Source organism: Micromonospora citrea (genome assembly GCF_049629545.1).
Classification (GTDB): domain Bacteria; phylum Actinomycetota; class Actinomycetes; order Mycobacteriales; family Micromonosporaceae; genus Micromonospora; species Micromonospora citrea_A.
The window spans coordinates 1-15,997 of the sequence record NZ_JBNADX010000042.1 but is presented as its reverse complement, the minus strand read 5'-3'; the positions used below and the strand labels follow the sequence as shown (position 1 = coordinate 15,997).

Sequence of the window (15,997 nt, the reverse complement as noted above, 5' to 3'; positions counted from 1 at the left end):
CGGTCAGGCGCGCGGGCGGACGATCTCGACGGTCGAGCCGCCGGCCGGCACCCCGTCGAGCGCGTCGAAGCCGCTGGGCTCGCGGCGGCCGGGGTCGAACTGGCGCATCAGCCGGGCGCCGAGCCGGACCCCGACCGTGCCGACCGCCAGGGCGACCAGTTCGGTCAGCAGCAGCACGCCGGTGGCGCCGCGTTGCGGCGCGTCGGCCCGGATCAGGCAGGTGAGCAGGAACAGCGCGGCCATACCGGCGTTGACCAGGTTGAAGGTGACCATGGTCCGGCGGGTCCGGGAGGCGCGGACGTCCCACAGGTCGACCATGCCGGCGACGGCGGCGAGCGCGGCGGCGACCAGCGCGGCCACCGACGTCCAGTAACCGACCTCGCCGAGGAACGCCGGCCCGCCGGCCACGTCCGCGAGGTCGAAGACGGTGGCGCTGACGAACAGCCCGAACGGGAACGTCACCAGCATCGGTTGGATGGGGTGCCCCTGCACCCGCAGACGGCTCTCCATCGCGTCCTCCCCAGGATCGTCACGTGCCCACGAATCCAGGGTGCTACCCGCACGCAGGCGGGACGAAACGACGCGCGGGTTCCGGACGGACCGAAACCCGACTCCTCAGCCCTCGCGGGGACGAGAGACGGTGGTGACCAACCGCTCGGCCACCTCCCGCAGCGGTATGTCCAGCGACGACGCGGCGCTGCGCAGCACCTCCAGGGCGTCCGGGGCGGGGCAGCCGCGCTGCGTCATGATCACCCCGATCGCCTGGCTCACCACGCCCTCGCCGAGCAGCGCGCCGTCGATCTGACCGGCCCGCTCGGCCTGCTTCGCCCGGTCCCGTACCGCGGCCAGCAGCAGCCCGGCGTGCTCGGCGAGGAGCATCGCGGTGAGCTGGTGCCGGGTGGAGAGGATGCCGGGGGCGTCGGCGTACAGGTTGATCGCGCCGATCGCCTGCTCGTCGACGTCGACCGGCGCGGAGATCACCCCGCGCACGCCCAGACCGCGCGCCCGGGCCGTCCAGGCCGGCCAGCGCTGCTCACCGTCGAGGTCCGGCGCGATGGTCATCTCGCGGCGCCGGATGGCGGTCATCGGCGGTGACTCCGGGCCGTGGCGCAGGTCGTCCAGCTCCGCCAGCGCCGGGTCGGAGGCGGCGGCGCCGGCCGGCTCACCGGCGCGCAGCGCCGTGAAGCCGCACCAGGCCACCTCCGGTACGGCGTCGCGCGCGATGCGGACCAGCTGGCCCAGCGCGTCGTCGAAGTCGTCGACCGCGATCAGCCCCGCGGTCAGCTCCCGCAGCAGGGCGGCCGTCTCCAGCACGCCGAGGGTGTCGATGGTCGGCTCCCGTGTGTCCAGGTTCACGGTGTCACGACCCCTGTGCACCACCAGGTGCCCTCCGCGACCGGCGCCATTGCCTGTGTCATCGTCTTCCGATCTCCCCCGCGTCGTGAGCCCCGGGCTACTACCCTCGCAAACCAGGATCGAAACCGCGCAAGAGGTCCCTTCCGGCGAGGTGTCGCCGGAAGGGACCCGGGGCAGGTCAGCGCGCGCCGGAGAGCCGCCGCCCCACCGAGGCGATCAGCCGGTCCAGCTCGGAACCGAACGGGTTGTCGTGCACGAGGTACGTCCAGGTGGCGCTGGGTCGGACCAGCTTCGCGGCGTCGGGCTCCCAGTCGTCGGCGAACTCGGTCTCCTCGAAGGTGGCGATGGTCCGCGCCTCGATCTCGGGGACGAGGTTGTTGAACGCCGGCACCGCCGCCCGGTGGAACTCGTCGAGCGGGTCGAGGCGGCCCAGCGCACGCAGGTGCACGCCCTCGCGGACCTCGGACAGCTCGGCCAGGTGCTCCGCCCAGAGCCGGTCGAGGTGGTAGAGGGCGATCGAGCGGGCCACCCGGGCCAGCAGGTCCTCGTCCATCTCGCCGGCCTTCTCCGGCACCCGGTCGAGCAGCATCAGCGCCGCCACGTCGGTGGTGAGCAGCCGCTCGCGCCGCTCGGCCAGGGCCTTGCGCTGCTGCTCGATGACCACGCTGTAGCGCCAGGTGTTGCGGTGGATCTCGTGGTTGACGCCCTCGGCCACCCGCTGGGCGTGCTCCACGGCGTAGTCGACCTGGTCGTCGGTGACCAGACCGTCGGCGTTCATCCGCGGCGAGGCCGGGACGGTGTCGCCGGCGTGCCGGACGACCAGGTCGTCCTCCAGGCTGACGAAGAAGACGGAGCCACCGGGGTCGCCCTGCCGGCCGGCCCGGCCGCGCAACTGGTCGTCCACCCGCCGGCTGTCGTGCCGGCCGCTGCCGATCACGTACAGGCCGCCCAGCTCGGCGACCCGCTCCTGGTCGACCTGGTCGCTGCCGCCGAGCCGGATGTCGACGCCCCGGCCGGCCATCTGGGTGGAGACGGTGACCGCGCCGTACGCGCCGGCCTCGGCGATGATCGCCGCCTCCTCGTCGTCGTTCTTGGCGTTGAGCACGACGCAGGACACCCCGGCGGCGTTCAGCCCGGCGGCCAGGCCCTCGGACTCCTTGACGTCCAGGGTGCCGACCAGCACCGGGCGGCCGCGCTCGTGGTTGCGCTTGATCTCGTCGATCAGCGCCTCCTCCTTCTCCGCCCGGGTGGCGTAGATGCGGTCCGGCTCGTCCTCGCGGATGCAGGGGGTGTTCGGCGGGATCACCGCCACCTCCAGGCCGAAGAACTCCCGCAGCTGGTCGCCGACGAGCACCGCGGTCGCGGTCATCCCACAGACCGTCGGGTACAGCGCGATGTACGCCTGCACGGCGACGGTGCCGAGCACCTCGCCCTCGGCGGTGGCGTCGAGCCCCTCCTTCGCCTCGACCGCGGCCTGCAGACCGTCCGGCCAGCGGCGGCGCTGGGCGACCCGGCCGCGCATCTCGTCGATCAGCTCGACGCTGCCGTCGCGGACGATGTAGTCGACGTCGCGGTGCAGCAGGGCGTGCGCGTGCAGGGCCACGTTGACCGCGGAGAGCTGCCCGACGTGCTCGCTGTCGTACAGGTCGATGCCGCCGAGCTTGGCCTCGACGGTGGCCAGGCCGGCGCTGGTGAAGGCGACGCTGCGGCCGTCCTCGGCGACGGTGTAGTGCTTGCCCTTGCGCAGGCCGCGGACCAGCGCCGCGGCGGCGTGCACCGGATCCTGCTCGCCGACTACCGCGCCGGCCAGGACCATCGGCACCCGGGCCTCGTCGATCAGGATCGAGTCGGCCTCGTCGACGATCGCGGTCTTCAGCGGCGGCTGGACCCGCTCGGCGAGGTCGGTGACGAGCTGGTCGCGGAGGAAGTCGAAGCCGGCCTCGCTGACCGAGACGTAGGTGACGTCGCAGGCGTACGCGGCGCGCCGCTCCTCGGGGGTGGACGCCTCGTTGACCCAGCCGACGGTGAGCCCGAGCAGCCGGTAGACCGGGGACATCCACTCGGCGTCCCGGCGGGCCAGGTAGTCGTTGACGGTGAGCACGTGCACCGGGCCGTTGCCGAGCCGGACGTGCCCGTACGCGGCGATGGTGGCGGTCAGGGTCTTGCCCTCACCGGTGGCCATCTCCGCGACCTTGCCGGAGAGCAGCGACATCGCGCCGAGCAGCTGCACGTCGTACGGCCGCTGGTCCAGCCCACGGCGGGCGGCCTCCCGGCCGATCGCGCAGATCTCCACGTACTCCGAGGCGGTGGCGGCGGCCTCGGTGAGCGCGGCGTCGTCGAGGGCGGACAGCTCCTCCTCGCGCGCGGCGATCCGCGGCAGCAGCTTCTCCAGCGGGGCCAGGTCCACCGTCGTCCCCGGGCGCTGGAGGAACCGCCGGAACCTGCTCTTCAAGCGTTGCGACACACCCATGAGCGGCAACGGTACGCGAACCGGGCGGTTGATCGCTGCCCGGCTCGTCCGGGGCGCGCCGCCGGCCCGCCCGGCCGGACGTCCGTCCAGCTCAGCGGGGTGGGCCGGATCAGCTCACCAGGAGCTGGTGGGCGGCCAGCTCCCGGTAGAGCGGACTGGTGACGGTCAATTCGTCGTGGGTGCCGACCGCGACCACCCGCCCGCCGTCGAGCACCACGATCTGGTCGGCGTCGACGACGGTGGCCAACCGGTGGGCGACGATCAGCAGGGTGCGCCGCCGGGCCACCGCGTCGATGGCCCGGCGCAGCGCCGCCTCGTTGCGGGCGTCGAGGTTGCTGGTCGGCTCGTCGAGCAGCAGCACCGGCGGCCCGGCGAGCAACGCGCGGGCGATGGCCAGCCGCTGCCGCTCACCGCCGGAGAGCAGCACCCCGCCCTCCCCCACCTGCACGTCCAGCCCCTCGGGGGCGCGGGTGGCGAGGTGGGTCAGGTTGACCTGGTCGAGCGCGTCGCGCAGGGCGGCCTCGGTGGCGTCGGGGGCGCCGATGAGCAGGTTGTCGCGCAGCGTCCCGGCGAGCACGGGGGCCTCCTGCTCGACGTAGCCGAGCCGGGCCCGCAGCACGTCGCGGGGCAGGTCGCGCACGTCGACGCCGTCGATGCGCAACGCCCCGGCGGTGACCTCGTAGAAGCGCTCCACCAGCGCCAGCAGGGTCGACTTGCCGGCGCCGGAGGGGCCGACCAGGGCGGTGCGGGTGCCGGCGGGCACGGTGAAGCTCACCTCGTGTAGCACCGCCGGGCCGTCCGGGTAGCCGAACCCCACCCGGTCGAACTCGATCACTGCCGGGTGGCCGGGCCGCGCGGCCGCCGCCGGCCCCGCACCGTCCGCGGCCTCCTCCACCGGTACGGCCAGCACCTCCTCGATGCGCTGCAACGCGCCGAGCCCGGTCTGCAGCTGGGTGTACGCGTGCACCGCCTGGCCGAGCGGCAGGACCAGGAAGAACAGGAACATCACGAAGGCGACCAGGTCGCCGACGGTGATCGCGCCGGCCGCCACCCGGGCCCCGCCGACGCCGAGGACCAGCAGGAACGCGCCCTGGATGGTGACCGTGCTGACCGGGCCGACGACGGCCTGCACCCGGGCCACCCGCAGCCCGGCCGCGTACGCCGCCTGCGCGCTGACCCCGACCGTGGCGGCCTCGCGGCCCTCGGCCCGGGCGGCGCGGATGGTGCGGGCGGCGGAGATGGCCCGCTCGACGGCGGAGGTCATCTCCCCGACCCGTTCCTGGGCGGCGCGGGACAGCCCGCGCACCCGGCGGGCGACGGTGAGCGCGAAGCCCACCCCGGCGGCGACCCCGAGCAGGGTCACCCCGAACAGCACCGGGTCGAGCAGGGCCATCGCGGTGGCGGCGCCGACCACCATCACCGCCCCGGTGACGGTCTCGAAGAGCCCGGAGGTGACCACCGCCCGCAGCAGGGTGGTGTCGGAGCCGACCCGGGAGAGCAGGTCGCCGGTGCGGCGTCGGTCGTACTCGACGATCGGCAGCCGCAGCAGGTGCCCGGCGAGCCGGCGGCGGGTGCCCAGCACCACCCCCTCGGCGGTGCGTTGCAGCAGGTAGTCGCGGAGCCCGCCGAGGGCCGCCCCGGCCACCACCAGGGCGACCAACACGACGACCAGGCCGGCGACCGGTCGGGCCGCGGCCAGGGAGTCCAGCACCTGCCGGGTCAGCAGCGGCTGGGCCAGCGCCGCCCCGGCGCCGACGAGCGACAACGCGCCCACCGCGACGAGGGTGCCGCGGTGGGCGCGCAGGTAGGGCAGCAGGGCGGCCAGGCCCGGCCGGCCGGCGGTCTCGACGGTCATGGGCCGACCGTAGCCGCCCCCGCCCAGGGTCGAGTCGGCTCAGCCGGTGAAGATCACCTGGAGTTCCTGCCGGCGCCGCTCGGCCAGCTCGGTCAACAGCCCCGGGGCCTCGTCGAACGGCACCACCGCGGAGACCAGGTGCTTGCGGATCACGTCGCCGTACTGCCGCAGCAGCTCGACCGTCTCGGCGGAGAGCCGTTCCCGGTCCCAGGTCGGGGCGAGCCCGCGCGGCACCCGGCCGATCTGGGCGCAGCGCAGCGACAGCCCGTTGTGGTGGAACTCCTCGCCGAGCCGCACGGCGTCCGCGCCGTCCTGGTAGAAGGCCAGGTCGATCACGGTGCCCTGGGGGCGCAGCAGGCGCAGCGCCAGGTGCAGCGCCCACGCCTGCCCCCGGCACTGGAACACCACGTCGGCGCCGCGGTCGCCGGCGGCGTGGTTCCACCGGGTCTTCAGCACCACGGCCGGGTCGTCGGCCTCCGGGTCGAGGGTCTGGAGGCCGAGCGCCTCGGCCACCTGCCGCCGCTGCGGCGTGGGATCCAGCACCACCACCGAGGCCGCCCCGTGCCGCTTGGCGAACAGGGCGGTGAGCAGCGCCACCACCCCGCTGCCGACCACCGCGACCCGCCGCCCGCGCACCCCGTCGCCGAGCGAGCGCACGTCGGTGCCGCACAGGTCGGCGGCGGCGTGCAGCAGGCCGTTGGCGCAGATCGGGCCCATGTGGGCGACGTAGACGCCGAGCATCGGGTCCAGGTCGTCGGGGAGCGGCACGAAGCGTTCGGCGAGCGGGTCGGCGACGTACCCGGTGCGGTGGCCGTACGTCATGGCGCCGACGGTGCCGACGGCCACGGCCGGGGTACGGCTCTGCACCACCCGGCCGACCTGCATGTACCCGAGCCGGGTGACCGGGTACGGGGTGCTGGCCGCACCGGGCTGGAACAGCCCCAGGTCCGGGTTCCAGGTGACGTTGAGGTACGGGTTGGTGCCCTTGACGAAGCTCAGTTCGGTGCCGGCGGAGACGCCGCTGTAGAGCGTCTGGACCCGGAACGAGCCCTCGGGCAGCTCGGCGGCGTCCTGCTCGGTCAGCTCGACCCGGCCGGGGCCGCTGACCACCACGACCTTGTCACGCATCGACGCTCACCCCTTCGGTGACGGCGGTCGGCACGGAAGCGAACGACCGGGTGGCGGCCGGGCCGGTGGGCAGCGTGACGCTGCGGCCGGTGCGGGCGCTCTCGGCGACCGCGAGGGCGAGCCGCTGGGTGCGCAGCGCCTCGGCGTACGGCACCCGGACGTCGTCGCCGACCCCGGTCACCGCGTCGATGAAGGCCCGGTCCACGGCGACCCGCGCGCCGTCCGGATCGGACTCGACGCGCCGCTCGCCGTCGGCGTCGCGGATCACCAGTCCGTCCTCGGCCAGCGACAGCGCCAGCCCGTCGGCGAGGATCTCCAGGCCCGCCCGGTGCTTCCAGGTCAGCACGCAGGCCGCGGCGAGGGTACCGACCGCCCCACCGGCGAACCGGAGGGTGGCGGCGGTCACCGAGTCGATGTCGGCGCCGTCGACCGGGGGCGGCGTGCCGTCGCCGTACGCGGTCACCTCGACCGCCTCACCGACCAGCGAGCGGACCAGGTCCAGCACGTGCGCGGCCTGCTCGACGACCGGCCCGCCGGAGCGCTCCCGCACCGCCCACCAGGCCACCGGCGGGACCTTGTCCAGCCAGGCGCCGTTGACCATCCGCACCGGACGGTCGGCCAGCAGTTGCCGCGCCTGCTCCACCACGTGCAGGTACCGCCAGTGGTGCCCGACGGCGGTGAGCAGTCCCTTCTCCTGCACCAGCGCGGCGATCCGCTCGGCGGTGTCCAGGTCCACCGCCACCGGCTTCTCCACGAACATCGGGATCCCCGCGGCGATCACCGCCTCCTCCACCGGCCCGTGCGCGAACGGCGGCACACAGACGTACACCGCGTCCGGTCCGGCGGCGAGGAGCTCGCCGACGTCGGCGAAGGTCCGGCCGCCGTGCGCGCCGGCCAGCTCCGCCGCCGCGTCCCGGGCCACATCGGTCACCCCGAGCAGTTCCACGTCCTCGAATCCGGCCAGTACGCGGGCATGGCGTTGCGCCACCCCGCCGGCCCCGACCAGTCCCACCCGGCACGTGCGCATTCCACCGACCCTCTCGACGCTGTGTCACGACTAGCGGGGAGAGCACTCCCCCCACCGGCCGAACGTGAAACCCGGCGGGGCGCGCAATACAGCGTTCATCTGCCCGGAACCGGCCGGAGAACGCTTCGTGATCAAGCTGTTAGGCATGATCCGGTTAGCGCGCGGGCGGATTTGGGAAAACCAACTCCGCGTTTCCGCCACGATCTGGGGGTGTGTCAGTGCGGGATACAGAAGCGATCGTCTCACCCGTCGTGGAGGCATGGGCCACGTATCGGACGACGTCTGCGCGGGACTGGCCGGCACGTCGGCTCATGCGCGCCAAGGGTGACAGCCGGGTCAGTGTCGTGCTGCCCGCCCGTAACGAGGAGGCTACGGTCGGGGCGATCGTCTCCACGATCCGCGAACATCTGATGGACCGGGTCGCCCTGGTCGACGAGCTGATCGTGGTGGACTCCCGGTCGACCGACCGGACCGCGCAGGTGGCCCGGGCCGCCGGCGCCGAGGTGGTCGGCCAGGACGAGATGACCCGGGGCCTGCCCCGGCTGACCGGCAAGGGCGACGCGCTCTGGGCGGGCCTGGCCGCCGCCGAGGGCGACGTCGTCGCGTTCGTCGACGCCGACCTGCGCGAGTTCCGGCCGCACTTCGTGACGGGCCTGATCGGGCCGTTGCTGACCGATCCGTCGGTCGACTTCGTGAAGGGCTTCTACCACCGGCCGCTGGTCGGTGCGCACAGTGTCGAGGCCGACGGTGGCGGGCGGGTGACGGAGCTGATGGCCCGGCCGCTGCTCAACCTCTTCTGGCCGGAGCTGGCCGGCTTCGTGCAGCCGCTGGCCGGCGAGTACGCCGGCAGGCGCGAGGTGCTGGAGCGGGTGCCCTTCGTCTCCGGGTACGGCGTGGAGACGGCGATGCTGATCGACCTGCTGGAGCTGGTGGGGCTGGACGCGCTGGCGCAGGTGGATCTCGGCGAGCGCAAGCACCGCCACCAGGACACCGCGGCGCTGGGCCGAATGTCGGCGCAGATCATGCAGACCGCCTGGTCGCGGTTGCAGCGACGCGGCTGGGCCAGCCCGGGCACGATGCCGGCGGCCCTGCTGACCCAGTTCCGCCGGGGCGGCTCGGACGCGCTGCCCAACCTGGACCGGGAGATCGTGGTCAGCGACGTCTCGGTGCAGGAGCGTCCGCCACTGGCGCAGCTGCGCCACCGGGTGCCGCGGCGGCGGGTGGCGGCGTGAGGGACCGGTCACGAGGACCGGAGCGGGACGGCCGGCCCCACGGGTCGGTCGACGGCGTGCAGCGGGTGACCGACGGGGGCCCCGCCGAGGGAAGGAAGACAGCGCGATGAGTCTCACGGTCCTGATGAACGCCGGCCCCTGGCTGTCCGTGCCACCTCCCGGCTACGGGGGCATCGAGAACGTCATCGCCACCCTGGTGCCGGAGTTGCGGCGGCTCGGGGTGAAGGTGGTGCTCGCCTCGGTCGACAGCAGCACCCTGCCGGTGGACGAGAAGTTCTCGGTCTTCCCCGACGGGCAGTTCCACGCGCTGCAACGGCCCTACAACCAGGTGTGCGGTGTCTCCCAGGCGCACCTCAACGGCGTCGTCCGGCAGCTGCACACCCGCGACGACATCGACCTGGTGCACGACCACGTGGAGGCGGTCGGCCTGGCCACCCTCTCGGCGATGGGCCCGGACGCCCCGCCGGTGCTGCACACCCTGCACTGGGACCTGGCCAAGCACCCGGAGCTGTACGGCAACCTGGACGCCGGTGAGCGGGTCCGGGTCAACGGCGTCTCCGCCTCGCAGCTCGCCCGCGCCCCCCGGGCGTTGCAGGCGCACTCCGTGGGGCACGTGCACCTGTCCACCCCGCTGGCCGTCGGCGCGGACCGCGCGCCCCGGCCGGAGAAGGGCGACTACGCGATCATCCTGGGCCGGATCAACCCGGGCAAGGGGCAGGACGTCGGCGCCCGGCTGGCCCAGCGGGTCGGGGTGCCGCTGGTGCTCGCCGGGCCGGTCGGGCCGTACCACCGGCCGGAGGACCTGGCCGCGGCCGGCGACGAGGCCCGGCAGAACCCGGACGTCCGGTTCTTCTACGACGAGGTGGCCCCGCACGTGGACGGCGACCTGGTCCGGTGGGTGGGCACGGTGGCCGGGCAGGAGCGCGACGACCTGCTGGCCGGGGCGAAGGCCTCGCTCTTCCCGCTGCGGTGGGAGGAGCCGGGCGGCACCGCCGTGGTGGAGTCGCTGGCGCTGGGCACCCCGGTGGTGGCGACCGCCCGGGGCTGCCTGCCCGAGCTGATCGAGCACGGGCGTACCGGCCTGCTCACCGGCGACGAGGACGAACTGGGCGACCTGCTGCTCGCGGCGAGCCTGCTGGACGTCGACGAGTGCCGGCGGGAGGCCGCCGTCCGGTTCACGCCGGCGGTGATGGCGCAGCGGTACGTCGGCCTCTACGAGCGGGTCCGGCAGGGCGCCCGGGTGCCCCAGTTGCAGGCCGCCTGAGCCGTACGCCGACGATCCCGGGCCCGACCCCGCGACGGGGTCGGGGTCCGGGTTTGTCCGTGTCGGAACCGGGTACGCGCGGCGCGACGGAGGGAGCCCGCGATGGTGGGTCCGATGGCCCACTCCCGGGCCCGGCGCAACCCCGCGGACGGTCGCGCGCCGGTGCGGCGGGCCGCCGCCACCGTCGGGGTGTTCTTCCTGCTCCTCGGCGCGCTGGGCTTCGTGCCCGGCATCACCACGGGGTACGCCGACCTGCGGCTGGCCGGGCACCAGTCCGGCGCGCAGCTGTTCGGGGTGTTCCAGGTGTCGGTGTTGCACAACCTGGTGCACCTGGCTTTCGGGGTGGCCGGGCTGGTGCTGGCACGCACCGTCGAGCGGGCTCGCGCGTACCTGGTCGGCGGCGGCGCGGTCTATCTCGTGCTGTGGCTGTACGGGTTGGCGGTCGACCATCGCAGCGCCGCGAACGTCCTGCCGGTCGACGGCGCCGACGACCTGCTGCACCTGGGGCTGGGGGTCGGCATGCTCGGTCTGGGCCTGCTCGCCGGACGTGACGGGGATCGCCGCTGACTCGGCCGTGGTGGGCGAGGCGGTCCGGTTTCGTCCTGCTCTGCCCGGGGTACCTGCGGGGATCTGCCAGCACGCGAGCGGAATCGAGGAGTCGATGGCGAGCCGCATCAGCTGTGAGGTCCACGACGAGTCCCCGGTGACCGTCGTGCGACTCGCCGGCGCGCTGGACCTGGCCACGATGCGCTCGGTGCACACCGTGCTGGACCGCTGCCTGACCAGCCAGCCGGACGCGCTGGTGGTCGACCTCGGAGGCGTCGAGGTCGCCGACCCGTTGGCGCTGTCCGTCTTCGCCGCCACCGCCCGGCGGGCCGCCGACTGGCCGGCCGTGCCGGTGGTGCTCTGCGCACCCCCGGCCGACGCCGCGGCCTGGCTGGCCGAGTCCACCGCCTGCCGGGTGGTGCCGGTGCGCACCAGTTGCGCCGAGGCCACCGAACTGGCCGGAGCGTCCGCGTCGCCCCGGCTGCGGGTGCGGCTGGAACCGGTGGCGACCGCCTGTCGCAGGGCCCGGGATCTGGTGGCGGAGGCCTGCGGCCGGTGGAACGTGCCGGAACTGGCCGGCCCGGCCTCGCTGGTGCTCAGCGAGCTGGTGGGCAACGTGGTCCGGCACGCACACACCCCGATGCAGGTGACGCTGACGCTGCGCCGGCCGTACCTGCAGGTCTCGGTGGCCGACGGCTGCCCGACGGCGGCCCGGGCCGGCTGCCCGGAGATGCGCGCCGAGGGTGGCCGGGGCCTGATGCTGGTGCGTGAGGTGGCGCAGCGCTGGGGCAGCTCGCCGGTCGGCGACGGCAAGGTCGTCTGGGCCCTCGTGCCGGCGGTTTGACCGAAATTACCTCTCTCGCCTGGTTACATAGGCAGAGGGGCGGGTAGCCGCGCCCGTCCTTTCTGTCGTGACGACGGGGTGAGAGCCATGCCCAGACGGGTAACCACGGAGCCCGCACGAGACCGGGGGCCGGCGATCCTCGCACCGGCCCGGTTCGGGGGCTATCCCGGCCCGGTCCGGCCGGCCCTGCCCGGCGCCAAGCTGATCAAGCTGCTCGGTACGACCGACGCCAAGCAGATCGGCCTGCTCTACCTGCTGACGTCGTTCATCTTCTTCCTGATCGGCGGCGTGCTGGCGCTGTTCCTGCGGGCCGAACTGGCCCGCCCGGGACTGCAACTGCTCTCCCCCGAGCAGTACAACCAGGCGTTCACCATGCACGGCACCATCATGCTGCTGCTCTTCGCGACCCCGCTGGTGTTCGCCTTCGGCAACTACATCGTGCCGATCCAGATCGGCGCTCCCGACGTCTCCTTCCCCCGGCTCAACGCGTTCGCCTACTGGCTCTACCTCTTCGGCGGGGCGATCGTGATGGCCGGCTTCTTCACCCCCGGCGGCGCCGCGGACTTCGGCTGGTTCGCGTACACGCCGCTGAGCACGGCCGAGCACTCGCCCGGCGTCGGCGCCAACATGTGGGTGGTCGGCCTGGCCATCTCCGGCCTCGGCACGATCCTCGGCGCGGTCAACATGATCACCACGATCCTGACCCTGCGCGCGCCCGGGATGACGATGTTCCGGATGCCGATCTTCACCTGGAACATCCTGCTCACCAGCGTCATCGTGATCTTCATCTTCCCGCTGCTGGCGGCCGCGTTGTTCGCGCTGGCCTCGGACCGGCTCCTCAACTCGCACGTCTTCGACTCGACGACCGGCGGCACGCTGCTCTGGCAGCACCTGTTCTGGTTCTTCGGCCACCCCGAGGTCTACGTCGTGGCGCTGCCGTTCTTCGGCATCATCACCGAGATCATCCCGGTCTTCGCCCGCAAGCCGATCTTCGGCTACACCGGGCTGGTGCTCGCCACCATCGCGATCACCGTGCTGTCGATGACCGTGTGGGCGCACCACATGTTCGCCACCGGGCAGGTGCTGCTGCCGTTCTTCAGCTTCCTGAGCTACCTGATCGCGGTCCCGACCGGGGTGAAGTTCTTCAACTGGATCGGCACCATGTGGAAGGGGCAGATCACCTTCGAGACGCCGATGCTCTTCGCCGTCGGGTTCCTGGTGACCTTCCTGTTCGGCGGCCTGACCGGGGTGCTGCTCGCCAGCCCGCCGGCCGACTGGCACGTCAGCGACACCTACTTCGTGGTCGCCCACTTCCACTACGTGCTCTTCGGCACGATCGTCTTCGCCGCCTTCGGCGGCGTGTACTTCTGGTTCCCGAAGATGACCGGGCGGCTGCTCGACGAACGCCTGGGCAAGATGCACTTCTGGACCATGTTCGTCGGCTTCCACGCCACCTTCCTGGTGCAGCACTGGCTGGGCAACGAGGGCATGCCCCGCCGGTACGCCGACTACCTGCCCGGCGACGGCTTCACCACGCTGAACATGGTCTCCACGGTGGGTTCGTTCGTGCTCGGCATCTCCACCCTGTTCTTCATCTACAACGCCTGGCGGTCCTGGCGTCACGGCGCGATGGTGACCGTGGACGACCCGTGGGGTTTCGGCAACTCCCTGGAGTGGGCCACCACCTGCCCGCCGCCGCTGCGCAACTTCGACCGGATGCCCCGGATCCGCTCCGAGCGGCCCGCCTTCGACGCCAAGTACGGCCCGCTCGTCTCCGACCTGGGCCGGGACCTGCCGCAGCGCACCACCCGCCCGCCGCAGGAGTTCCGCGAGGAGCTGCACCGGGAGAAGCACCTTCCGGAGTCGCCGGCGGCCGAGGGCGCGCACGGCGCACGGGAGGCGGTGGCCTACCACCCCGCCCCGCAGTCCGGCGCCCGGCCGGTGGAGGTGCCGGAGCCGGAGGAGGTGCGCCGGCCCAGCTTCGAGGAGACCGACGCGCCGGAGAACGGCGCCCCGGGCGCGCAGCGGGCGTCGCAGGAGAGCGAGCGGTGGCGGCACCCGCGCGGGCACGGCGACACCGAGGAGCACTGACCCCTTCCGGGTCGTTCCGGACAGCCGGCTCCGGGACGGACGAGGCGGTTGGTGAGTCCGCTAGCGACTTGATCGCACAGATGGATCGCCTTCTGCGTGGAGAGGCCGTGTCCGTGGAGAGCCGTGCGGTGGCGAGTCCGAAGTGCGCCCGCGAGACACGGCGGTCCGCGCCGCCCTGGCCAGGCGATCGGTCGACCCCGGCGCGGGCGGGCCGCGCCGGGGTCGGGTGACAGGTGTTCAGGCTTCGACGGTGGCCGGCAGGCCGGCCGCCGCCAGCGAGCGGCGAACCGCCGGCTGCACCCGGGTCAGCCGCAGCGGGACGCCGGTGCGGGCGGCGGCGTCCCGGCCGGCCATCAGCGCCGCGATCCCACCGGCGTCGACCCCACCGGCGCCGTCCAGGTCGACCACGACCTCACGGGGCCGGCCGGTGACCGCCTCCAGCATCACCCGGCGCAACTGGTCGGCGCCGTCCCGGTCGATCTCGCCGCCGATCTCCACCACCACCCGGTCGCCGGTGCGCTTGAGCGCGATCCGGTTGCGCCCGGTCTCGGTCTCGGCGGCGCCGTTCTGCCAGGGCGGCGGGGCGTCGGCCAGCATGGCCTGGCGCAGCCAGGTCAGCGCGCGCGACAGCAGCCGGGAGACGTGCATCTGCGAGATGCCGAAGCGGGCCGCGATCTCCGCCTGGGTCTGGTTGCCGTAGAAGCGCATGGCCAGGATGCGCCGCTCCCGCCAGGGCAGGCGGTGCAGCAGCCCGCTGACCGTCACCCGGTCGTCCACCGACTCCAGGGCGTTGTCCGACTCGCCGACCAGGTCGCCGAACTCGGCGGAGCTCTCCCCGCCGACCGGCGCGTTCAGCGAGGCCGGGCTGTAGCCGGCGGCCGACTCCAGCGCGGCGAGGATCTCCTCCTCCGGGGTCTCCAGCCGCGCGGCCAGCTCCGCCACGCTGGGCGCGCGGGACAGCTCGCTGGTCAACGCCGCGGTGGCCTGCCCGACCTCCAGGATCAGGTCGCGCAGCCGGCGCGGCACGTGCACACCCCAGGTGCGGTCGCGGAAGTGCCGCTTGATCTCGCCGACGATGGTGATGGCGGCGTACGCGGTGAACGAACCCCGCTCCGGGTCGTACCGGTCGACGGCGTTGACCAGGCCGAGCCGGGCCACCTGCTCCAGGTCCTCCAGCGGTTCACCCCGCCCCCGGTACCGGCGGGCCAGCCGGCCGGCGAACGGCAGGGCGAACCGGACCAGGTCGTCGCGTGCCTCCTGCCGCCGCTCGGGCGGCAGTCCCGCGATCCGCGCCGCGTACGCCAGCGCGGCGGCGTCCAGGTCCTCCAGGCCGCGCTCGTTCGTCGGCGGTGGTGTGGTCGTGGTGGTCTGTCCGAACATCCGCGCCTCCCTCAGGAAGGTCCCCCGCCCGGATCGGAGCCGGTCGTGCGCGTGGTCGGGCCACGCACCGGGCCGGAAGTTGGGTCACGTGACGCGCCGGTGTCACCGGACGCGCGGGAGCGGCAGAGAGCGCGCCGCACGGCATGTGGGGCCGTCGCAGCGAGCGGTGTTCCCGCTCCGTAGGTACTCAATCACGGGACCCGGGGTTCGCGAGGATGTTTCGGCAGCTCGGCCCGCCGGGTCGGGTGCTGGCCCGCCCGGCGTCCGGTTTCCGCCGGTCAGCTCACGGCCAGGCCGAGCGGGGCGCCGCCCTCACGCAGCGCGGCCACGGCCTCGGCGGCGGCCAGCGGCGGCGGGACCGGCAGGTCGTACGGCTGGTTGCGGAGCACCTCGGTGGCCCGGCGGGTGGGGACGGCGGCGACCGGGTAGCCGCGGGCGGCGGTCCGGTCCAGGGCCCGGCGACGGCGGCCGAACGCGGCGACGGCGAGCCACTGCGGCAGTCCGGCCAGCGCCGGGGTACGCAGGCCGGGCGACTCCGGCAGCACGTCCACCGAACTGAACGGCTCGCTGCCGGCGAGCCACCACTCCACCTGATCGACGCTGCGCCGGGTGGCGTTCTCGCACCAGTAGGGCACCAGTCCCGCCCGCACCACCTGCCACGGGTCGAGCAGCCGACCGCACTCGACCACCAGCCGGTCACCGGTCTTGCCGGCCCGCCGCAGCCAGCGCCGGTAGAGGTCGGCGACGGCGGCGCTCAGCGCGGCGGGGTGCGGGAAGAGCACTTCGTGCAGGCCGTGGCCGTGG

At 73.8% G+C, this 15,997-nt stretch carries 12 protein-coding genes and 1 pseudogene; 5 read left to right on the top strand and 8 right to left on the bottom strand.

Annotated elements, in window-relative coordinates:
- Positions 1-3: 3 nt before the first annotated feature.
- From ACPFP2_RS28620 to ACPFP2_RS28595, 6 genes are all read right to left on the bottom strand, one after another.
- A complete protein-coding gene (locus ACPFP2_RS28620) occupies positions 4-510 on the bottom strand; it encodes a DUF2231 domain-containing protein (RefSeq protein WP_424093172.1) in 507 nt (168 codons plus the stop codon).
- 105 nt (positions 511-615) lie between these two features.
- On the bottom strand, positions 616-1,356 hold the full coding sequence (locus ACPFP2_RS28615) for a GAF and ANTAR domain-containing protein (protein WP_424093170.1): 741 nt from the start codon (positions 1,354-1,356) through the stop codon (positions 616-618).
- 178 nt (positions 1,357-1,534) lie between these two features.
- The gene (secA2, locus tag ACPFP2_RS28610; protein ID WP_424093168.1) at positions 1,535-3,826 is read right to left on the bottom strand and encodes an accessory Sec system translocase SecA2; all 2,292 of its coding nucleotides are present in this window, start codon (positions 3,824-3,826) and stop codon (positions 1,535-1,537) included.
- Positions 3,827-3,935: 109 nt separating this feature from the next.
- Positions 3,936-5,681: an ABC transporter ATP-binding protein gene (locus tag ACPFP2_RS28605; RefSeq protein WP_424093166.1), complete on the bottom strand. Its 1,746-nt coding sequence runs from the start codon at positions 5,679-5,681 to the stop codon at positions 3,936-3,938.
- Between the two features lie 39 nt (positions 5,682-5,720).
- The gene (locus ACPFP2_RS28600; RefSeq protein ID WP_424093164.1) at positions 5,721-6,809 is read right to left on the bottom strand and encodes a zinc-binding dehydrogenase; all 1,089 of its coding nucleotides are present in this window, start codon (positions 6,807-6,809) and stop codon (positions 5,721-5,723) included.
- On the bottom strand, positions 6,802-7,836 hold the full coding sequence (locus ACPFP2_RS28595) for a Gfo/Idh/MocA family protein (protein WP_424093162.1): 1,035 nt from the start codon (positions 7,834-7,836) through the stop codon (positions 6,802-6,804). The genes ACPFP2_RS28600 and ACPFP2_RS28595 overlap by 8 nt, the downstream gene beginning before the upstream one ends.
- A gap of 251 nt (positions 7,837-8,087) precedes the next feature.
- Between ACPFP2_RS28595 and ACPFP2_RS28590 the strand changes: the two genes are divergently transcribed.
- From ACPFP2_RS28590 to ctaD, 5 genes are all read left to right on the top strand, one after another.
- A complete protein-coding gene (locus ACPFP2_RS28590; protein ID WP_424093203.1) occupies positions 8,088-9,068 on the top strand; it encodes a glucosyl-3-phosphoglycerate synthase in 981 nt (326 codons plus the stop codon).
- Between the two features lie 106 nt (positions 9,069-9,174).
- On the top strand, positions 9,175-10,332 hold the full coding sequence (locus ACPFP2_RS28585) for a glycosyltransferase (RefSeq protein WP_424093160.1): 1,158 nt from the start codon (positions 9,175-9,177) through the stop codon (positions 10,330-10,332).
- A gap of 102 nt (positions 10,333-10,434) precedes the next feature.
- A complete protein-coding gene (locus ACPFP2_RS28580; RefSeq protein WP_424093158.1) occupies positions 10,435-10,899 on the top strand; it encodes a DUF4383 domain-containing protein in 465 nt (154 codons plus the stop codon).
- A gap of 94 nt (positions 10,900-10,993) precedes the next feature.
- Positions 10,994-11,722, top strand: a complete 729-nt coding sequence (locus ACPFP2_RS28575; protein ID WP_424093156.1) for an ATP-binding protein — start codon at positions 10,994-10,996, stop codon at positions 11,720-11,722.
- A gap of 87 nt (positions 11,723-11,809) precedes the next feature.
- Positions 11,810-13,813, top strand: coding sequence for a cytochrome c oxidase subunit I (gene ctaD / locus ACPFP2_RS28570; RefSeq protein WP_424093154.1), 2,004 nt, complete (start codon positions 11,810-11,812; stop codon positions 13,811-13,813).
- A 237-nt stretch (positions 13,814-14,050) separates the two neighbouring features.
- On the opposite strand, the gene ACPFP2_RS28565 is transcribed toward ctaD, so the two are convergent.
- Together ACPFP2_RS28565 and ACPFP2_RS28560 are read right to left on the bottom strand one after the other, a co-directional pair.
- On the bottom strand, positions 14,051-15,193 hold the full coding sequence (locus ACPFP2_RS28565; protein ID WP_424093152.1) for a SigB/SigF/SigG family RNA polymerase sigma factor: 1,143 nt from the start codon (positions 15,191-15,193) through the stop codon (positions 14,051-14,053).
- A 278-nt stretch (positions 15,194-15,471) separates the two neighbouring features.
- A pseudogene (locus tag ACPFP2_RS28560) lies at positions 15,472-15,997 on the bottom strand (hypothetical protein); the annotation flags it as partial.

What these genes read in the sequence shown, in the direction of transcription:
- ACPFP2_RS28620 (WP_424093172.1), bottom strand. Translation starts at nt 510, where the DNA reads ATGGAGAGCCGTCTGCGGGTGCAGGGGCACCCCATCCAACCGATGCTG.
- ACPFP2_RS28575 (WP_424093156.1), top strand. Translation starts at nt 10,994, where the DNA reads ATGGCGAGCCGCATCAGCTGTGAGGTCCACGACGAGTCCCCGGTGACC.
- ACPFP2_RS28595 (WP_424093162.1), bottom strand. Translation starts at nt 7,836, where the DNA reads ATGCGCACGTGCCGGGTGGGACTGGTCGGGGCCGGCGGGGTGGCGCAA.
- ACPFP2_RS28585 (WP_424093160.1), top strand. Translation starts at nt 9,175, where the DNA reads ATGAGTCTCACGGTCCTGATGAACGCCGGCCCCTGGCTGTCCGTGCCA.
- ACPFP2_RS28605 (WP_424093166.1), bottom strand. Translation starts at nt 5,681, where the DNA reads ATGACCGTCGAGACCGCCGGCCGGCCGGGCCTGGCCGCCCTGCTGCCC.
- ACPFP2_RS28580 (WP_424093158.1), top strand. Translation starts at nt 10,435, where the DNA reads ATGGTGGGTCCGATGGCCCACTCCCGGGCCCGGCGCAACCCCGCGGAC.
- secA2 (WP_424093168.1), bottom strand. Translation starts at nt 3,826, where the DNA reads ATGGGTGTGTCGCAACGCTTGAAGAGCAGGTTCCGGCGGTTCCTCCAG.
- ctaD (WP_424093154.1), top strand. Translation starts at nt 11,810, where the DNA reads ATGCCCAGACGGGTAACCACGGAGCCCGCACGAGACCGGGGGCCGGCG.
- ACPFP2_RS28600 (WP_424093164.1), bottom strand. Translation starts at nt 6,809, where the DNA reads ATGCGTGACAAGGTCGTGGTGGTCAGCGGCCCCGGCCGGGTCGAGCTG.
- ACPFP2_RS28565 (WP_424093152.1), bottom strand. Translation starts at nt 15,193, where the DNA reads ATGTTCGGACAGACCACCACGACCACACCACCGCCGACGAACGAGCGC.